Below are 18,961 nucleotides of genomic sequence, written 5' to 3'. Positions count from 1 at the left end.
CCGCCATGGAAACCTCATCGCTCGCCAAGACCCTGCGCGAACAGCAGGGCGCCAACAGCGACCTCGTGCTGATCGTGGACGACGTGCCCGACAACCTCGCGGTGCTGCACGATGCCCTCGACGAATCGGGCTACACCGTGCTCATCGCCACCAACGGCGAGCAGGCGCTGCAGCGCGCCGTGCAGGCCAAGCCCGACATCGTGCTGCTCGACGCGATGATGCCGGGCATCGACGGCTTCGAGGTCGCGCGCAGGCTCAAGGCCGATGCCGCGACGGCGCACATTCCCATCGTGTTCATGACGGGGCTCACCGAGACCGAGCACCTCGTGGCCGCGCTGGAGGCGGGTGGCGTCGACTACGTCACCAAGCCGATCAAGCCGAAGGAAGTGCTGGCGCGCATGAACGTGCACCTGCAGGGCGCGCGCCGCGCGAGGCAGGATGCGCGGCAGGCCGGTCAGGCGCGCAACGCGCTCGATGCCTTCGGCTACGCGAGCATCACGGTGCGGCTGCCCGAGGGGCGGCTGATTTGGCAGACGGCGCTCGCGCGCGACCTGCTGCATCGCTACTGCGAGACGCGCGCCCCCGAGACGCCGCCGGCGGTGCTCGAATGGCTGCGCAGCCACACGCCCGCCGCGCGCGAACGGGGCATCGAGCCGCCGGCGCTGTCCATCGTGCAGGGCGCGGGCAGCCTCACGCTGCGGCTGCACCAGCAGACAGGCGGCGACGACGACGGCGACGAGTGGATGATCATCATGAGAGAGGTGTCCGACACGGCGGTGATCGAGGCCATGAGCCTGAGCCTGAAGCTCACGGCGCGCGAGGCCGAGGTGCTCTACTGGGTGGTCAAGGGCAAGACCAACAAGGACATCGGCGAGATCCTCGGCAGCAGCCCGGCCACGGCCAAGAAGCACCTGGAGCGGGTGTACGTGAAGCTGGGCGTCGAGACGCGCACGGCCGCGGCCGGCGTGGCCATCAAGCGCATCCGCGAGCTGCAGCCCCAGTTCGAGATCTGAAGGGTACCCACCGTGCGGCGCCGCGTCATTGCGCCTACTTTCCGCGTCCCTAGAATGGTTCGAGGGCCCACGGGACGCGAGCGATGAACAACAGCAACAGATACGGCAGAGCAACACCCCAGCCACCATGGCGCGGCTGGATGCTCGCGGCCTCCGGCTTGTTCACGGGCCTGGGCGCGCAGGCGGCCGGGCATTTCGACGTGGACGACGCCAGCACGCTCGACCCGGGCCAGTGCCAGTACGAGACCTGGTGGGGCCGCACGGGCGTCGAGCCCGTCACGGGTTTCCACTTCGGGCCGGCCTGCCGCGTCGGTCCCGTCGAGCTGGGCCTGAACTTCGACCGCACCTCGGTCGGCGGCGTGCATTCGGTCACCGGCGGGCCGCAGCTCAAGTGGAACTTCTACGGGCAGGCGGCCGATGCGCCTTTCAGCGCCGCCGTGTCGATGGGCGCGGTCTTCGACTTCAAGCGCGGCGGCCGCGCGGGCGGGCAGTTCGTCGTTCCGCTCACCTGGCGGCCGCTCGACAGCCTGCAGATCCATGCGAACGTCGGCGCCGACTGGGCCACCGGAACCGGCGCCCGCACGCCGCGCGGCGGCGTCGGCGTCGAATGGGCGCTGAACGACACCGTGTCGCTCATCGCCGAGCGCAGCCGGGCGTCGAACGTCTGGACCTCGCGCGTCGGCGGCCGCTTCAGCATCACGCCGCTGATCAGCGTGGACGTGAGCGCGTCGCGCACCGGGCCGCAGGGCGTGCGCGGCTTCGTGATCGGGCTGAACCACGAGTTCACCTGGAAGTAGGCGACCAGCCCTGGCCGGCTAGCGCAGGTGGCGCTGGATGCGCTTCTCGTCCTCGGCCAGCTGCTGGCGCATGAGCGAGATGAAGTCCCGCGCGGTGGCCGAAAGCACCTTGCCCGCCGGCAGCGCCAGCAGGCAGGTGAAGTACACGTCGACCGAGAACCGGCGCACCACCAGTCCGCGCTCCACGTAGTCGAGCGCGGTGATCGGGTTGACCAGCCCCACGCCCAGGCCGCAAAGCGCCATCTCGCACACGCTGGCCGCGTAGGGCGTCTGCACCAGCACGCGCAGGGCCACGCCGTGCGGCGCCAGTGCCGCCTCGAGCCGCTGGTGCGAGGGGTCTTCGGGGTTGAGCGAGAGGAAGGGGGCTTCGGCCAGCTGCTCGGGCTTGATGGTCTTGAAGCGGGCCAGCGCGTGGTTGGGCGGCATCACCACCACGCCGGGAAAGCGCGAGAAGGTGGAGTGGTCGATGCCCTCCAGCGAGAGCTCGTCGGCCATCAGCCCGAAGTCGGAGATGCCCATGGCCACGCGGTCGCGCACGTCCTTGGAGCTCAGCACCTGCAGCGACACCTGCGGCCAGGGGCTTGCGCCCCGATGCGCCTTCAGCCGCGCCAGCGCTCGCGGCATGAAGCCCAGGCCGTAGGCGGGAAAGCTGCTGAGCTCCAGCTGGCTGACGCCGAAGTCGCGCAGGCTGCGCACCTTGTGCTCGATGGCGTCCATGCCGATGAACACCCGCTCCACCTCCACCCACAGCGCGCGCGCCTCGGGCGTGGGCACCAGCCGCCCGCCGGCGCGCTGGAACAGCAGCATGCCGGCCTGCGCCTCGAGCCGCTTGAGCGACTGGCTGATGGCGGGCTGCGTCACATGCAGCAGGGCAGCGGCCTTGCGGGTGGAGCTGCTGCGCATGAGGGCCCGGAAGGTTTCGATCTCGCCGAATCGCATCGATAAGTCTTGTTATCGGTTGAGTATCTGAGGCTGCATAATTTTATTTCCGATTGCATAAGATTTAGTCACAACTTCATCAAACGCGTGACCCCGTGACGACATCGCCCGTTCTGGACTTCAAGTTCGCCGCTCCCCCGCAGGATCCGCTGGCGCATTCCTCCGGCAATCCCCTGGGACTGGTGGTGCGCGACCGCACTCCCAAACCCCTGCGCAACCCGAACCTGCGCGGCCTGCAGTGCCTGCGATGCGACTCGCTCTACCCGGTCACGCTGACGCACGACGGCTGCCCGGCTTGCAAGCGCGCGGGCTTCCACGTGGCGCTGCGCGCCAGCTACCTGCCCGACAGCGCCGAGGTCATGCCGATGCCGTACACCTCCGGCTTCGCGCTGGGCGAGGGGCAGACGCCGCTGCAGGACATGCCCGAGCTGGCGCAGCAGTTCGGCGTGGCGCGCCTCGCGATCAAGGACGAGTCGTGCAACCCCACGGGCTCGCACAAGGACCGCATGACGGCGGTGGGCGTGGCGCAGGCGCTCGACTTCGACGCCCACACGCTGGTGCTGGCCTCCTCGGGCAACGCGGCCGTCTCGGCGGCGCACTATGCATGGGCCGCGGGCCTGGGCTGCGAGGTTGCGACCTACGAGGGCATGCCGGCCACCTACGCGCGGCAGCTCGACGCGCTGGGCGCGCGCCGCTACGTGTTCTCCGACAACGCCGGCCGCTGGGCCTTCGTGCGCGAGCGCTCGCAGCATCCCGGCTACTTCGCGCTGACCAACTACCGCCTGCCCGCACTGGGCAGCGCGCCGCTGGCGATCGAGGGCTACAAGCCCATCGCGCTCGAATGCCTGAACGACGGCGGCCTGCCGGACCACGTGGTGATTCCCACCGCGCGCGGCGACCTGGCGTGGGGCATTTACGCGGGCTTTCGCGACCTGCTGGCGGCCGGGCGCATCGCGCGCCTGCCCAGGCTCTGGCTGGTGGAACCGTTCCCGCGCCTCACGCGCGTGTTCGCGGGCGGCGCCATCAACGGCAGCTACCCGGGGCACACGGCGCAGTTCTCCACGGCGGGGGCCACGGTGACCTATCTGCAATGGCAGGCCGCGACGGCCACGGGCGGCGGTGCCGTGGTCGTGGACGATGAAGAAGCGCGCGCCGCGCGGCGCGTGCTCACGGCAGCCGGCGTGAGCGCCGAGCTGTGCGCGGCCGGCGGCCTCGCCGCGCTGCGGCAACTGCGCGAGAGCAACTCCATCGCTGCGGACGCGCACGTGGTGCTGATGCTGACCGCCAATGCGACCGGCGACCCGAGCTGGCCCGATCGCCCGATCTAAACCTCTTCAGGAATCAGATATGCCGACGATGAATCGCCGGGCCTTCGTGGCCTCCGGCTCTGCAGTCCTGCTCGCTTCTTCCGTCAGCCCCGCGTGGGCGGCCTACCCCGACAAGCCCGTGAAGCTCGTCGTGCCGTGGGCGGCCGGCGGCAGCACCGACGCCATCGCGCGCGCCATGGCGCAGCGCATGAGCCAGACCATCGGCAGCCCGGTGATCGTGGACAACAAGCCCGGCGCCGCCGGCATGATCGGCACCGACGCGGCGGCCAAGGCCGCGCCCGACGGCTACACCATCGCCATCGTCGAACTGCCGCATGCGATCGCGCCGGCGGTGACGGCGAAGCTGCCCTACGACCTGCTGCGCGACTTCACGCCGGTGACCATGATCGGCACCTCGCCGCTGGTGTTCTTCGCGGGCATGGGCGACGACAGCAAGGACTTCAAGACCTTCCTGAAGACCGCGGCGGCGGCCGCGGCGAAGGGCGCGCCGCCGGCCATCGCGCACAGCGGCGCGGGCACGGTGAGCCACCTGGCGGGGGAACTGCTGGCGAACCGCACGAAGATCCCGTTCAACATGGTTCCGTACCGTGGCTCCGCGCCCGCGCTCACCGACGTGGCGGCGGGCACCGTGGCGGGCCACTTCGCGACGCTGGCCAGCGGCTCCAGCCTGCTGGGCGCCAACCGCATCCGCCCGCTGCTGGTGACGAGCACGCAGCGCGTGAAGCTGCCCGGCCTGCAGGACGTGCCGGCGCTCGCTGAGAACGGACTCAGGGGCCTGGAGATCGACCAGTGGTGGGCCATGGTGGCGCCGGCCACCACGCCGCTGGACGTGATCGAGAAGCTGCGCCGCGAGGCCATCGCCGCGCTGGAGCATCCGTCGGTGAAGGAACGGCTGTCGGTGCTCGGCGTGCAGATGAAGGGATCGACGCCGGCCGAGCTGCGCGCCTTCCTGCGTTCGGAGGCCGATCGCTGGCAGAAGGCGGCGCACGAGATCGGGCTGCAGCCGCAATAGGCTTCGGCCGGGCTACTTCGCGTCGCTGTAGACAGTGGCGCGCGACACGCCCATGTGCGCCGCGGCGATCTCGGCGCCGCGGCGGACTTCCAGCATTCCGGCCTTCTTCAGCTCCTGCACCAGCTGCTTGCGGTCGGCCGGCTTCAGCGAGCGCGGCGTGGTTGCGCGCGCGGCCGCGAATTCGTCGATGCGCGCGTGGATCCGGTCCGAATGGTTGCCGCCGGCCTCGAGGTGCTCGTGCACTTCCTTGTCGTCGATGCGCGTGAACTGCGAGATCGCGCCCTGGAAGCTCTGGAACAGCGTGAGGTCGACGTTCAGGCACAGCGCCGCAACGTATTCGCCGCTCTCGTCCTTGATGCCGATGGAGGTGCTCTTGACCTTGCGGCCGTCGGGAAAGGTGTTGGCGTAGTTCGCGATCACCGCCGGGAACTCCGGGTCGCGGATGCGCGCGAGGCCGAGCTCGGTGACCGAATCGCCGACCTCGCGGCCGCTCAGGCTGTTCTCGATCGCGTGGATCGCGTTCTTCGGGTTGCTGAGGTCGTGCACCACCACCTCGCAGAAGGGCGCGAAGGTCTGGCCCAGGCCCTCGGCCATGTTGCTGAGCATGTCGAGCAGTTGCTTGTTCGGCTTCTTCTTCATACCGGGGAATGTATCCAGCTCTGGACGAACAATCTAATTTGTACAAAAAGTACAGTGTTGGATGTATTATCCAGTCTTGTTCGGTTTGATCCAGGAGCCACGAATGACAGAACGCGCACGCTACGTCGATCCCCGCACCGGCAGGCACCACGAGCTGTCCGAGCGCCGCTGGCGTTCGGACGACGGCAATCCCATGCTGGTCACGCCGCTGCCGGGCATCGGGCGTGACGACATCGATTCGCGCACGCGCTCGCTGTGGCGCTACCGCGCGGCGTTGCCCGTGGCCATCGACAGGCCCGCGAGCATGGGCGAGGGCTGCACGCCGCTGGTGCAGAAGCGCTGGGGCGACTTCGAGCCGCATTTCAAGCTCGAATGGTTCAACCCGACCTGCAGCTTCAAGGACCGCGGCGCGGCGGTGATGATGTCCTTCCTGCGCCAGATCGGCGTCGACGCGGTGCTGGAAGACAGCTCGGGCAACGGCGGCGCGGCCATCGCAGCCGCAGGCGCGGCGGCCGGCATGCGCGTGAAGGTGCTCGCGCCGGGCTACACGCCCGCGCCGAAGGTGGCGCAGATCCGCGCCTTCGGCGCCGAGGTGCAACTGGTGCCCGGGCCGCGCGAGGAGTCGGAATACGAGGCCGTGCGGCAGTCGGAATCGATCTTCTACGCGAGCCACAACTGGCATCCGTTCTTCCTGCAGGGCACGAAGACGCTGGCGTACGAGCTGTGGGAAGACCTGGGCTTCGTAGCGCCGGACAACGTGGTGATTCCGACCGGAGCGGGCAGCAACGTGCTCGGCTGCTGGATCGGCTTCAAGGAGCTGCTGGCGGCGGGGCAGATAGCGAAGCTGCCGCGCATCTTCGTCGCGCAGCCGTTGAACTGCTCGCCGATCGACGCGAGCTTCATGGCGGGTGTCGACACGCTGGTGGAGCGCGCCGTGCAGCCGACCATTGCCGAAGGCACGGCGATCAAACGGCCGGTGCGGCTCACGGAGATCATGCAGGCGCTGCGCGAGACGAACGGCAGGACCGTGGCGTTGACCGAAGAGCAGATCGCGGGGGCGGTGCGCCGGCTCGCGGCCTGCGGCCTCTACACGGAGCCGACTTCCGCGTCGGCCGCGGCGGCCATCGACGTGCTGGCGCAGCGCGGCGACATCAAGGCGACGGAAACGACGGTTGCGCTGCTGACGGGCACGGGACTGAAGTCGACGCAGTTCATGACCGAGCTGTTCGGCGACAAGGCGGGTGCAGCCGCCTAGCTGGCTGTCGTCAAAAAAATGGCTCCCATGCCCTGCGGCATGGGAGCCATCTTCATGCTGGCCGATTCAGCTGTCGGCTCTTTCCCTCCCTCATTTCCTCATTTCCACTTCCAGCCCACGCCGGCGTTGAAGCCCCATTCCTTGCCCGTGGTCGAGACACCCGCGCCCCAGGACAGCCTGCCGTCGTCGGTCAGTGCCTTGAAGGTCAGTGCCAGCGCGCTGTAGCCCTTGTAGTTGCCGACGCCCACGCCCACGGTCTTCTCGCCGGGGGACAGCGTCGGCAGGTAGGCGCCCGACATCGCCAGCGCCATGGCGGTGCCCGAGTAGGCGATGCGGGCCACGTCGTCGACCTGACGGCGCACCTGGTTCAGCTGGTTCACGTTGACCGCGTCGGTCGGCAGCACGCCCGGTGCCACGTTGCCGATGCGCGTGCCGCCCGGTGCCTGGCCGTTGCCCAGCGTGACTTGGCTGTAGTTGACCGAGCCGTCCGGATTGGTCGCGTACTGAACGCCGCTGGCCCTGACGGCCGCCTCGGATGCCTTGAGCTGCGCGACGTTGGTCGCGTCGCTGTCGGCCGTGCCTGCCGCCACGCCGGTGATCTGGCGGAACTGGCTGCTTGCCGTGTCGCCCACCGCCACGGCTGCCTGCGTGCTGGTGGTCGCCCTCACTGCTGCCCGATGCTGCGCGGGCGCGTTGCCGGGCAGGTAGCCTGCCACGCCTGCCGCGGTGGAAGCGACCGAGCCGGCGCCCAGTGCCACGCCTTCGCTCTGCTGCACCACCGCGCCGAAGCCGATGGCCGTGCCCTTGGCGACGTTTCGTGCCCGACTCAGCGCAGTGCCGCCGGCATCCGCGTTGTCGCCCAGCGCCGCGCCCCCGCCACCCGCGCGGGAGCTGACGCCGATGGCCTGCGAGCCCGTGGCGAGCGCCCCGGTGCCGATGGCGATCGCACTCGCGCCCGAGGCCTCGGCGCCGAAGCCCATCGCGAGTGCGCCGTTGGCCGAGGCCTTTGCGCCGTTGCCGGCGGCGAGGGCGTTGGGGCCGCTCGCCACCGACTGGGGGCCGATCGCCACGGCCCTGTCGCCGCTGGCCACTGAGTCGCCTGCCGTCGAGTTGGCGTGGAAGTACTTGGTGCCGGTCTCGTAGATGCTGCGCACGGAGGTGCTCAGGCTGCCGAGGTTGCTGTTGGTCGTGGTCAGGCTGGTCGAAAGACTGCCGATACTGCCGGCCAGGGTGTTCAGCCCGGTCGAGGTCGACGTGGAAAGGCTGGCGACGGTGGTGTTCGTCATGCCCAGGGAGGTGGACAGCGAAGCGGTGGCCGTCGAGAGCTGGCTGACGTTGACTGCATCCGTCGGCGCGCCGCCTGCGGCAAGGTTGGTGAGCCTGCGCTCGCTTCCGGTGGCCCCTATGGACACTTCGCCCGCGGGCGTCGCGCCGGAAATGGCTGCGCCCGCGGAAGGCGTGTAGCCGGCCACGCCCTGCAATGCGGCAAGAGAGCCAGCCGTGCTGCTGGCCGCCCCGATGGCAGCGCTGCCGTCGTAGTGCGCAGCCGCTCCGTTTCCGAGTGCTACCGCATCCTGGCCGGCCGCACGGGTCGCCGCACCGATCGCCACGGCCCCGCTGCGGGATACGGTCGCGGCCAGGCCGATTGCCACGCCGGAGGTCGCGCCGCTGGCGACCGAGGACTGTCCCCCGATGGCGAGGCTGTCCGCTGCGGCCGCCTGGGCTCCCTTGATCGAATTGCCACCGATGGCAATGGCGCCGCTGCCCGAGGCGGTTGTGGAATCGGCAGCCGACAAGACAGTGGTTCCGTCGCCGCCCGCGCCGCCGATCGCGATCGAGTTCAGGCTCAGGGCCTGCGAGCCGAAGCCGACCGCGGTGCTGCCGGTGCCCGAGGCATCGGCCGAGAGGCCGACCGCGCTGCCCCACTGGCCGGCGGTGCCGGAGAAGCCGAAAACGGCCGAGCCGTTGCCGGTTCCCTTGGAGTAAGTGCCGAACACCGAGACGCCACTGAGGCCGCCGCCGCTCGTGTCGCAGCCCAGGATATTGGACCAGGTGCCGCTTCCGTCGACAGGCTGGGCATTCGTTCCGATGACGGTCACCCGTCCGATCGTTGCGGAGGTCGTGGTGCTGCAGTTGGCTGGCGCGTAGGTCGATGCGGCGGCGTCCGATGCCGTCAGCTGCAGGCCGGCTGCAAGAGCCGCGGCCGTCATTGCCGACAACTTGAAGCGAGGCTGGCCGGAGGTGCTGCTGCGATAGAGCTTGTTCATGGGATTTCAGGAATTGACGAGGAAAAAATGCAGAAATAGAAATTCCTGCGCGGCGGAGTCGCTGCGTCGAGAACGCAAAGCTCGAAGCCGAAGCAAAGCGCCGGCACGGCAATTGCCGTGTCGGTTCAGTGATTCCGGAAATTCGTGAGGAGGTGACGGCCGGTGTTTCGGCTATCGGGCGGGACTGGATCCCGCGTCGATCACGTGCCCGTGATCGATGCCGCAAGTTGCGGCGGGGAGGCCTGTTTGCAGGGCTCGAGTGAAATCATTCCAACCTCTCTGTTCGTTCGGCAGCGACTGTCATGGAGAGGCGTATTGCCGGATTCGCCATGACCTTTTGGGTGGCGGAATGTAGCGATCGGCAATCGAATTGGACAATGACCGTTGATGTCAACCAATGACGGTCTTCAATAGGCTCGGTGATTCGCCGGAACGCAGGTTGTTTTGTCGACGTGAGAAGAAATTGGCGCGTTCGATTTGTCTTTTCGAACGAGCCGCGCACGAAATCGCGTCAGCTGGTCATTGATGACAAAGGCTGTCGAAAAATGTCGGGTCGACGATGCCAGGAATGTTCTTCCCCCGGCATTAAAAAATTCACGCTTTCAATGCCAGGGAGCCGCGGTGCCGGGCAAGGCACGACGCGTCTTGCCGCTGCGCACGAGCAGCGTCACCAGGGCCAGGCGATGCGCGTGCCGATGCCGGTTTCGGCCGCGCGCGCATGCAGCAGGCGCGCGACGGTCAGATCCTGCAATGCGAGGCCCGTCATGTCGAAGACGGTGATGTCTTCGTGTGCGCGCTCGAAGCTTTCCCTGCCGCTGAGCAGGTCGCCCAGTTCGATGCAGGCGGTGTCGGGTGCCCATTGCGTTTCGCCGATCTGCCGCGCCTGCGTGCGGTCGTCGACGACGAGGCGTGCCCGTTGCAGAAGGCCCTCGGGGAGTTCGCGCTTGCCGCGGGTGTCGGCACCGACGCAGTTGATATGCGTGCCGGGCTGCACGGCATCGAGATCGAACAGCGCGCCGCCGCCCGGTGTGGCGGTGATCACGATGTCGCTGCGGGTCACGGCGGTGTTGCGGTCGGTGGCCGGCGCGATGTCGCAACGGCCGCTGAAATGGGCTTCGAATGCGGGATTGCGCAGGCCGTTCGAGCTCACGTAGAGAACCTCGCGCAGAGAGGGCACGAGGCGCAGCGCGAAGTCGAGCTGGATGCGCGCCTGCACGCCGGTGCCGAAGAGGCACAGTCGCGTGCTGTCGCCCCGCGCGAGCCGCTGCAGGCCGAGCCCGCCGGCCGCGCCCGTGCGCACGGTCGTCACCGTGTTGCCGTCGATCACGCACAGCGGCCGACCGGTTGCCGGGTCGATCAGCATGATCGTCGCCTGGTGGGGCTCGCCGCCGCGCTGCCGGTTGGCCGGCCAGAAGCCGGCCGCCTTGAAACCGAGCAGGCCTTGGGCCTGCACGTCGCCCGACTTGATGCCGAACACGCCGCCGGTGCTCAGCGGCTCGCGCACGACCGGGAAGACGCGGCCCTCGCGCTCGCTGTGCAGCACGAAGGCCTCTTGCACTGCCTGGAGCACTTCGTCGGGGGAGAGGAGGGCGTCGACCTGATTCTTGTCGAGCAGCAGGAGCCGGGCGTCGGCGGGCGCGGTGGAGAATGTCATCTGGAAATATTATCTATCTCCAGACAAAAAATCAAAAATCGACCAGGTCAGCCGATGCCGTCAGCGCCCCGTGTGCACCTTGATCCGAATCGTCGCCACGTTCCAGCCCCGGTTCCTGAGCCGGGTGACGAGCATTGGCGACAGCTGGCGCAGCTTGGCCGCCGCGGCGCTGCCCTTGACCAGCAGGCACCAGACGTCCCCCTCGGCCGGTCCGGCCTGGACGGCTGGGCGCATGGCCGGCGGGATCAGGCCTTCCACGGCCTTCAGCCGCTCGGTGGTGTCGCGCGCACGCGCCATCAGGCTGCCCAGCGTGGGGGCGCCTTCCGCAGCTTCCTGCAGTGAAATGGCGGGGGGAAGTCGGCGATACATGGGTAATACAGGGGTCAGAAACAAGACAGCTAAAATGCCCGGTTTGCCGGCGCTCGCGCTGGAAAAAGGCCGCTTGCTTTCATTGAAAGCGCGCCCAACTGCTTTCACCATATCTTAGGGAATCCGGTCGAAGTGCCTGCCGTATCTCATCAGGCGCCCGCCCATCTCCACCCATGGCAACCAACTTCCTGACCCAGATTTTCGGCAGTCGCAACGATCGGCTGCTCAAGCAGTATCGCAAGACGGTGGAACGCATCAATGCGCTCGAACCCGAGTTCGAGAAGCTCAGCGACGACGCACTGCGCGCCAAGACCCAGGAGTTCAAGGACCGCATCGCCAAGGGCGAAACCCTCGATGCCCTGTTGCCCGAAGCCTTCGCCACGGTGCGCGAAGGCTCCAAGCGCGTCATGAAGATGCGCCACTTCGACGTCCAGCTGCTCGGCGGCATGGCGCTGCACAACGGCAAGATTTCCGAAATGCGCACCGGCGAAGGCAAGACGCTGACCGCCACGCTGCCGGTGTACCTGAACGCGCTGTCGGGCAATGGCGTACACGTGGTCACGGTGAACGACTACCTCGCCAACCGCGACGCGACCTGGATGGGCCGCCTCTACAACTTCCTCGGCCTCACGGTGGGCATCAACCTGCCGCAGATGCCGCGCGAGGAAAAGCAGGCCGCCTACCGCAGCGACATCACCTACGGCACGAACAACGAGTACGGCTTCGACTACCTGCGCGACAACATGGTCTACGAGCCGGGCGACCGGGTCCAGCGCAGGCTGAACTACGCGATCGTCGACGAGGTCGACTCCATCCTGATCGACGAAGCCCGCACGCCCCTGATCATCAGCGGCCAGGCGGAAGACCACACCGATCTCTACCTCGCCATCAACAAGGTCGTGCCGCTGCTCAAGAAGCAGGAAGGCGAAGCCGATCCGCGCACGGGCGAGGGCGTCACGGTGCCCGGCGACTTCACGGTCGACGAGAAGACGCACCAGGTGTTCCTGACCGAGGACGGCCACGAGAACGCCGAGCGCCTGCTCAGCGAGTTCAAGCTGCTGCCCGAGGGCGCGTCGCTCTACGATCCGGCCAACATCACGCTGATGCACCACCTGAACGCGGCGCTGCGCGCCCGTCACCTGTACCACCGCGACCAGCATTACGTGGTGCAGCAGGGCGAGGTGGTGATCGTCGACGAGTTCACCGGCCGGCTCATGACCGGCCGCCGCTGGAGCGACGGCCTGCACCAGGCCGTGGAAGCCAAGGAAGGCGTGGAGATCCAGGCCGAGAACCAGACGCTGGCCTCCATTACCTTCCAGAACTACTTCCGCCTGTATTCCAAGCTCGCCGGCATGACCGGCACGGCCGACACCGAGGCCTACGAGTTCCAGGAGATCTACGGCCTCGAGACCGTCATCATTCCTCCGAACCGCACGAGCAAGCGCGAAGACCAGCTCGACCGCGTCTACAAGACGACGCGCGAGAAGTACGAGGCGGCCATCCAGGACATCCGCGAGTGCTACGAGCGCGGCCAGCCGGTGCTGGTGGGCACCTCGTCCATCGAGAACTCCGAGATCATCGACGGCCTGCTCACCCAGGCGGGCCTGCCGCACCAGGTGCTCAACGCCAAGCAGCATGCGCGCGAAGCCGACATCGTGGCGCAGGCCGGGCGTACGAAGATGATCACCATCGCGACCAACATGGCCGGCCGCGGCACCGACATCGTGCTGGGCGGCAACATCGAAAAGATGATCGAGGCCATCGAGAACGACGAAGGCCGCGACGAGGCAGCCAAGCAGGCCGACATCGCCCACATCCGCGCCGAGTGGAACAAGGACCACGAGTTCGTGAAGTCGCTCGGCGGCCTGCGCATCATCGCCACCGAACGCCACGAGTCGCGCCGCATCGACAACCAGCTGCGCGGCCGTTCGGGCCGCCAGGGCGACCCGGGCTCCTCGCGCTTCTACCTGAGCCTGGACGATCCGCTGATGCGCATCTTCGCGGGCGACCGCGTGAAGGCGATCATGGACCGCCTGAAGATGCCCGACGGCGAAGCCATCGAGGCCGGCATCGTCACGCGCAGCATCGAGAGCGCGCAGCGCAAGGTCGAGGCGCGCAACTTCGACATCCGCAAGCAGCTGCTCGAGTACGACGACGTGTCGAACGACCAGCGCAAGGTGATCTACCAGCAGCGCAACGACATCCTCGACGCGGCCGACCTCACGGCGCAGATCGCCGCGCTGCGCGAAGGCTGCTTCATCGATCTTGCGCGCCAGTACGTGCCGGCCGAATCGGTCGAGGAGCAGTGGGACCTGGACGGCCTCGAGAACAGCCTCTTCACCGAGTGGGGCATCGACATGCCGCTCAAGAAGGAAGTGGAAGCCTCCGAAGCCATCGCCGATGAGGACATCGTCGAGAAGGTGCTCAAGAGCGCCAACGAGACCTTCGACGCCAAGGTCGCGCTGATCGGCCAGGAGAACTTCACCCAGTTCGAGCGCATGGTGCTGCTGCAGAGCATCGACACCCACTGGCGCGAACACCTGGCCTCGCTCGACTACCTGCGCCAGGGCATCCACCTGCGCGGCTACGCGCAGAAGCAGCCCAAGCAGGAATACAAGCGCGAAGCCTTCGAGCTCTTCGGCCAGCTGCTCGACTCGGTCAAGAACGAAGTCACCCGCCAGCTCATGACGGTGCGCGTGCAGTCGAGCGAGCAGCTCGAGCAGGCTGCCGAAGCAATGGAAAGCCGCGGCGAGAACGTCTCGAACATCACCTACTCGGCGCCGACCGAGACGGGCGAGGTCGAGGTTCGCGTCGACGAGGAAAACCAGCGCCGCATCGCGGCAGCCGGCCTGGGCGCGCTCAGCGCGGAAGCCGCGGCCTTCGCCCGCGTCGGCCGCAACGACCCTTGCCCCTGCGGCAGCGGCAAGAAATACAAGCAGTGCCACGGCAAGCTCACCTGAAGTAAACATACTCCCCCAGGCTTGCCGCACTTCGTGTGGCCGCCAACCCCCTCGCCGGGGGCGATACCGGCGGCCCGGCAAAGCCGGTTCCGCGGTATCCCTGGCGACGAAAAGTGCGTCTTGTCGGTGCCGATGAAAAATTGATACGCAAGAAGGAATAAGTGCCATGCCCGTGAACCTGTCAGCCCCTGATCCCGCCGCCTTGTTCGCGGTGCCCGGCGTCCGCATCGGCGTGGCCGAAGCGGGTGTGCGCAAGGCCAATCGCAAGGACCTGACGGTCGTGCTGATCGACGAGGGTTCGGCTGTCGGCGGCGTGTTCACGCAGAACCGCTTCTGCGCCGCGCCGGTGCAGGTCTGCCGCGACCACCTGGCAGCGAACCACGGCATCCGGGCGATGGTCATCAACACCGGCAATGCCAATGCCGGCACGGGCGAAGACGGCCTGATGCGTACGCGCTCCACCTGCATCGCGCTGGCGCGCAAGCTGGAGATCTCGCCCGAGCAGATCCTGCCGTTCTCCACCGGCGTGATCATGGAGCCGCTGCCCGTCGACCGCATCGAGGCGGGCCTGCCCGCCGCCCTGGCCGATGCCAAGGAGGACAACTGGGCGCGCGCGGCCGAAGGCATCATGACCACCGACACGATCCCCAAGGCGTTCAGCCAGCGGGCGCAGGTCGGCGGCGTCACCGTCACCATCACCGGCATCAGCAAGGGCGCCGGCATGATCCGCCCGAACATGGCGACCATGCTGGGCTTCCTGGCGACCGACGCGAAGATCGATCCGTCGCTGATCCAGCCGCTGGCCAGGCAGCTGGCCGACGCCTCGTTCAACCGCGTGACCATCGACGGCGACACCTCGACGAACGACTCCTTCGTGGTCATCGCGACCCAGAAGGCCGCGAACGCGACCATCACCTCGCTCGACTCGGCCGACGGCAAGGCGCTCGTGGCCGCCATGCAGGACGTGGCGCGCAAGCTGGCGCAGGCCATCGTGCGCGACGGCGAGGGCGCGACCAAGTTCATCACCGTGCAGGTCGAAGGCGGCAAGGACGCCGCCGAGTGCAAGCAGGTGGCCTACGCCGTGGCGCACTCGCCGCTGGTCAAGACCGCGTTCTACGCCAGCGACCCGAACCTGGGCCGCATCCTGGCGGCCGTTGGCTATGCAGGCATCGCCGACCTCGACCAGACCGGCATCGACCTGTTCCTGGACGACGTGCATGTGGCCGTCAAGGGCGGGCGCAATCCGTCGTACCGCGAGGAAGACGGCCAGCGCGTGATGAAGCAGAGCGAGATCACAGTGCGCATCGGCCTGGGCCGCGGCAACGCGAGCGAAACCGTGTGGACCTGCGACTTCAGCCACGAATACGTGACGATCAATGCCGACTACCGGTCATGAATGAGCAGTTCCAGAAGCTGATCGAACGCGCCGAACAGCTCATCACCCGCATCGAATCGATTCTTCCGCAACCGCTGGCGGAGCCGGCCGACTGGAACGCATCCATCGCCTGGCGCTACCGCCGCCGCAGCTCGGGCCACGGCGTGCTCGAACCGGTGAAGCACGTGGCTGCGATGTCGCTCGATTCGCTGAAGGAAATCGACGTCCAGAAGGAAAAGATCGCGCGGAACACGCAGCAGTTCGTCGAGGGCAAGCCGGCCAACAACGTGCTGCTGACCGGCGCGCGCGGCACGGGCAAGTCGTCGCTGATCCGCGCCTGCCTGCAGGCCTATGCGCCGCAGGGGCTGCGCCTGATCGAGGTGGACAAGGCCGAGCTCACCGACCTGCCCGACATCGTCGAGGTGGTCTCGCAGCGGCCCGAGAAATTCATCGTGTTCAGCGACGACCTGAGCTTCGACGAAGGCGAGCCGGGCTACAAGGCGCTGAAGTCGATCCTCGACGGCTCCATTGCCGCATCGACGCCCAACGTGCTGATCTACGCGACCAGCAACCGGCGCCACCTGCTGCCCGAGTACATGAAGGACAACCTCACGTACACCCACACCGAGGACGGCGAAGTCCATCCCGGCGAGGTGATCGAGGAAAAGATCTCGCTGTCGGAGCGCTTCGGCCTCTGGGTGAGCTTCTATCCCTTCAGCCAGAACGAATACCTGACGATCGTGGGCCAGTGGCTCTCGTCGTTCGGCGTGGACGAGGCCGCCATCGCGGCGGCGCGGCCCGAGGCGCTCGTGTGGGCGCTGGAGCGCGGCTCGCGCAGCGGCCGCGTGGCCTACCAGTTCGCGCGCGACTACGCGGGGCGGAGCAAGGCGTGAGCGAACAAGCCCGCAAGCACACGGAAGTCGCGGTCGGCGTGCTGATCCGCCTGGCCGACGACGCGCTGCTGCTTTCCACGCGGCCCGAGGGCAAGGCCTATGCGGGCTTCTGGGAGTTTCCCGGCGGCAAGATCGAGGCGGGCGAGACGGTCGAAGAGGCGCTGCGGCGCGAGCTGCAGGAAGAACTCGGCATCACCATCGACGGCGCCGAGGTCTGGAAGGTCACGGAGCACGACTACCCGCACGCGCTGGTGCGCCTGCACTGGTGCAAGGTCACGGCCTGGAGCGGCGAATTCGAGATGCGTGAAGGCCAGCGCATGGCCTGGCAGCAGCTGCCGCTGGACGTGACGCCGGTGCTGCCGGGCGCGTTCCCGGTGCTGCAGTGGCTGTCGGAAGAGCGCGGCCTGCCGTTTGTGCCGCCGCCGGTGGTCGCGCCTGCAGACGCGCCGGCCAACTGATCGTTTGATGCATCCCAAGTACCGTCCGGACATCGACGGCCTGCGTGCAATCGCCGTGGGCTCGGTGCTGGTGTATCACGCGTTCCCGACGGCGCTGATGGGCGGCTTCATCGGGGTCGACATCTTCTTCGTGATCTCGGGTTTCCTGATCACGACCATCATTCTCCAGAGCCTCGCGGCGGGCGATTTCAGCTACCGCGACTTCTATGCGCGGCGCATCCGGCGGATCTTCCCGGCGCTGATCGTGGTGCTCTTCGCCACGCTGTGCGCGGGCTGGTACCTGCTGCTGTCCGACGAGTTCGCCGAGCTCGGCAAGCAGACGGTGGGCGGCGCGGCCTTCGTCGCCAACCTGGTGTTCTGGGGCGAGTCGGGCTACTTCGACACCGCCGCCGAGACCAAGCCGCTGCTGCATTTGTGGTCGCTGGGCATCGAGGAGCAGTTCTACATCTTCTGGCCGCTGCTGCTGGGGCTCGCCTGGCGCAAGGGCTGGCCGATCGTGCGCGTGGTGCTGGCGGTTGCGGCGGTCTCGTTCGTGGTGAACGTGACGACGGTGCACCCGCTGCCGGCGGCGTCGTTCTACTCGCCGGCCTCCCGTTTCTGGGAACTGATGGTGGGCGGCATCCTGGGCTGCATGCGGCTGAAGCCGCCAACGCCGAGCGCCTGGCGCAGCCACCTGCAGTCGATGCTGGGCGTGGGGCTGATCGTGCTCGGGCTGGTGATGATCCGCAGCAACAAGGCCTTCCCGGGCTGGTGGGCGCTGTTGCCCACGCTGGGCGCAGTGAGCTGCATCGCCGCGGGGCCGAACGGCGTGCTCAACAAGTACCTGCTGTCGAACCGGGTGATGGTGTGGATCGGGCTCATCAGCTATCCGCTGTACCTGTGGCACTGGCCGCTGCTGGCCTTTGTGCGCATCGTTGAGGCCGATCCGCTGCATCCCTCGCCGGTCTACCGTGCGGGCGCGATGGTGGCCAGCGTGCTGCTGGCTTGGGGCACGTACCGCTTCGTCGAGCGCCACACCAGAAGCCGCGCCGGCTCGGGCATCCTGAAGGCGCTTGGCGTGGGCATGGTGCTGATCGCCGCGCTGGGCACGGCGATCTTCTTCGGCGCGCCCGGGCCCCGCAACAACAGCGAGCGGCTGCAGATCGTCGCCAACGCCACGCTGGACGCCGACTATTACGCGGGCTTCAAGCTCGACCAGATCGGCGAGCAGCTGGTCTACAAGACCGGGGGCGGGCCGAAGCGCGTGCTCTTCGTGGGCGACAGCCACGTGCAGCAGTACGCGCCGCGCATCATGGAGCTGTCGCGCACGCTGTCGATGCCCGACAAGTCGGCCTGGTTCGTGACCCAGGGCGCGTGCCCGGCGGTGCCGGGCGTGTACGCGGACAAGAACATCGGCTGCGCCGAGCGCCGCGACGCCATGCTGGCCTATGCGATGGGCCCGGAAATCGATTCGGTGGTCATCGGCGGTTGCTGGAACTGCTATTTCGTCGGCCGTGGCGCGCTGGAGTACTACTACCGCGGGCCCGACAAGCAGGTGCATCCCTTCCAGGGCGGCGACGGCATCGAGCGCTCGCTGGCCTCGCTGGAAGCCACGCTGCGCGAGCTGGCGCGCCACAAGAAGGTCTTCCTGCTGCTCGACAACCCCGGCGGCCCCGAATTCACGCCCAAGCGCCTGATCGAAGGCAGCCGCCTGACGCACATGGAGGCCATGACTTCCGCGCCGACGGCGCCGCTGCCGGCCGACCAGAAGCAGCTCAACGACCGGCTGCGCGCCATTGCCGAGGCGAGCGGGGCGGAGCCGATCGACGCGATGGCGGTGCTGTGCAAGGACGGCAGCCATTGCCTGGTCACGCTGCCCGACGGTGCCCCCGCATACAAGGACGCCGACCACCTGCGCCCGCGCTACACGCGCGAAGAGGCGAGCTACTTCGACCGCACCGTGCGCAGCGGGTCCTCGCCCGCCGCGGCTCCGGCGCAGCAGCCGTCGCGCTGAGCGGATCCC

The 18,961-nt window shown here is 67.9% G+C and carries 15 protein-coding genes; 10 read left to right on the top strand and 5 right to left on the bottom strand.

Features of this window, described 5'->3' with window-relative positions:
- Positions 1 to 5 precede the first annotated feature (5 nt).
- Together ABL840_RS32020 and ABL840_RS32015 are read left to right on the top strand one after the other, a co-directional pair.
- On the top strand, positions 6 to 1,013 hold the full coding sequence (locus tag ABL840_RS32020) for a response regulator transcription factor (protein ID WP_093198506.1): 1,008 nt from the start codon (positions 6 to 8) through the stop codon (positions 1,011 to 1,013).
- A gap of 83 nt (positions 1,014 to 1,096) precedes the next feature.
- Positions 1,097 to 1,810: a hypothetical protein gene (locus ABL840_RS32015; protein ID WP_418116076.1), complete on the top strand. Its 714-nt coding sequence runs from the start codon at positions 1,097 to 1,099 to the stop codon at positions 1,808 to 1,810.
- An 18-nt stretch (positions 1,811 to 1,828) separates the two neighbouring features.
- Here the strand turns inward: ABL840_RS32015 and ABL840_RS32010 are convergent, their stop codons facing one another.
- The gene (locus ABL840_RS32010; protein WP_093198384.1) at positions 1,829 to 2,749 is read right to left on the bottom strand and encodes a LysR substrate-binding domain-containing protein; all 921 of its coding nucleotides are present in this window, start codon (positions 2,747 to 2,749) and stop codon (positions 1,829 to 1,831) included.
- A gap of 95 nt (positions 2,750 to 2,844) precedes the next feature.
- Here ABL840_RS32010 and ABL840_RS32005 point away from each other — a divergent pair, with 95 nt between their 5' ends.
- Positions 2,845 to 4,077: a threonine synthase gene (locus ABL840_RS32005; RefSeq protein WP_093198380.1), complete on the top strand. Its 1,233-nt coding sequence runs from the start codon at positions 2,845 to 2,847 to the stop codon at positions 4,075 to 4,077.
- Between the two features lie 19 nt (positions 4,078 to 4,096).
- On the top strand, positions 4,097 to 5,089 hold the full coding sequence (locus tag ABL840_RS32000; RefSeq protein WP_093198377.1) for a Bug family tripartite tricarboxylate transporter substrate binding protein: 993 nt from the start codon (positions 4,097 to 4,099) through the stop codon (positions 5,087 to 5,089).
- Positions 5,090 to 5,101: 12 nt separating this feature from the next.
- On the opposite strand, the gene ABL840_RS31995 is transcribed toward ABL840_RS32000, so the two are convergent.
- A complete protein-coding gene (locus ABL840_RS31995; protein WP_093198374.1) occupies positions 5,102 to 5,728 on the bottom strand; it encodes a helix-turn-helix transcriptional regulator in 627 nt (208 codons plus the stop codon).
- Positions 5,729 to 5,831: 103 nt separating this feature from the next.
- Between ABL840_RS31995 and ABL840_RS31990 the strand changes: the two genes are divergently transcribed.
- The gene (locus ABL840_RS31990) at positions 5,832 to 6,983 is read left to right on the top strand and encodes a threonine synthase (protein WP_093302422.1); all 1,152 of its coding nucleotides are present in this window, start codon (positions 5,832 to 5,834) and stop codon (positions 6,981 to 6,983) included.
- Between the two features lie 98 nt (positions 6,984 to 7,081).
- Here ABL840_RS31990 and ABL840_RS31985 read toward each other — a convergent pair whose 3' ends face one another.
- From ABL840_RS31985 to ABL840_RS31975, 3 genes are all read right to left on the bottom strand, one after another.
- Entirely contained in the window at positions 7,082 to 9,250 is a 2,169-nt protein-coding gene (locus tag ABL840_RS31985; RefSeq protein ID WP_093302420.1) for a YadA family autotransporter adhesin, read from the bottom strand.
- A gap of 667 nt (positions 9,251 to 9,917) precedes the next feature.
- On the bottom strand, positions 9,918 to 10,904 hold the full coding sequence (locus ABL840_RS31980; RefSeq protein ID WP_093302417.1) for an ornithine cyclodeaminase family protein: 987 nt from the start codon (positions 10,902 to 10,904) through the stop codon (positions 9,918 to 9,920).
- Between the two features lie 60 nt (positions 10,905 to 10,964).
- A complete protein-coding gene (locus tag ABL840_RS31975) occupies positions 10,965 to 11,273 on the bottom strand; it encodes a hypothetical protein (RefSeq protein ID WP_093198364.1) in 309 nt (102 codons plus the stop codon).
- 173 nt (positions 11,274 to 11,446) lie between these two features.
- Here ABL840_RS31975 and secA point away from each other — a divergent pair, with 173 nt between their 5' ends.
- The 5 genes from secA (at position 11,447) to ABL840_RS31950 (ending at position 18,952) form a co-directional block, all read left to right on the top strand.
- The gene (gene secA, locus ABL840_RS31970) at positions 11,447 to 14,233 is read left to right on the top strand and encodes a preprotein translocase subunit SecA (RefSeq protein ID WP_093198362.1); all 2,787 of its coding nucleotides are present in this window, start codon (positions 11,447 to 11,449) and stop codon (positions 14,231 to 14,233) included.
- Positions 14,234 to 14,399: 166 nt separating this feature from the next.
- The gene (gene argJ, locus ABL840_RS31965; protein WP_093302415.1) at positions 14,400 to 15,629 is read left to right on the top strand and encodes a bifunctional glutamate N-acetyltransferase/amino-acid acetyltransferase ArgJ; all 1,230 of its coding nucleotides are present in this window, start codon (positions 14,400 to 14,402) and stop codon (positions 15,627 to 15,629) included.
- Complete coding sequence (locus ABL840_RS31960) at positions 15,626 to 16,501, top strand: ATP-binding protein (protein ID WP_093302412.1); 876 nt, start codon at positions 15,626 to 15,628, stop codon at positions 16,499 to 16,501. Before argJ ends, ABL840_RS31960 begins: the two co-directional genes overlap by 4 nt.
- Positions 16,498 to 16,959: an NUDIX domain-containing protein gene (locus tag ABL840_RS31955; RefSeq protein WP_093198355.1), complete on the top strand. Its 462-nt coding sequence runs from the start codon at positions 16,498 to 16,500 to the stop codon at positions 16,957 to 16,959. Before ABL840_RS31960 ends, ABL840_RS31955 begins: the two co-directional genes overlap by 4 nt.
- A 7-nt stretch (positions 16,960 to 16,966) precedes the next feature.
- The gene (locus ABL840_RS31950; protein ID WP_093302409.1) at positions 16,967 to 18,952 is read left to right on the top strand and encodes an acyltransferase family protein; all 1,986 of its coding nucleotides are present in this window, start codon (positions 16,967 to 16,969) and stop codon (positions 18,950 to 18,952) included.
- The last annotated feature ends 9 nt before the right edge of the window (positions 18,953 to 18,961 follow it).

It is taken from the genome of Variovorax sp. NFACC27, assembly GCF_048301545.1.
Classification (GTDB): domain Bacteria; phylum Pseudomonadota; class Gammaproteobacteria; order Burkholderiales; family Burkholderiaceae_C; genus Variovorax; species Variovorax gossypii.
The sequence above is the reverse complement of the archived record's forward strand: the minus strand, read 5'-3'. Positions and strand labels throughout refer to the sequence as shown.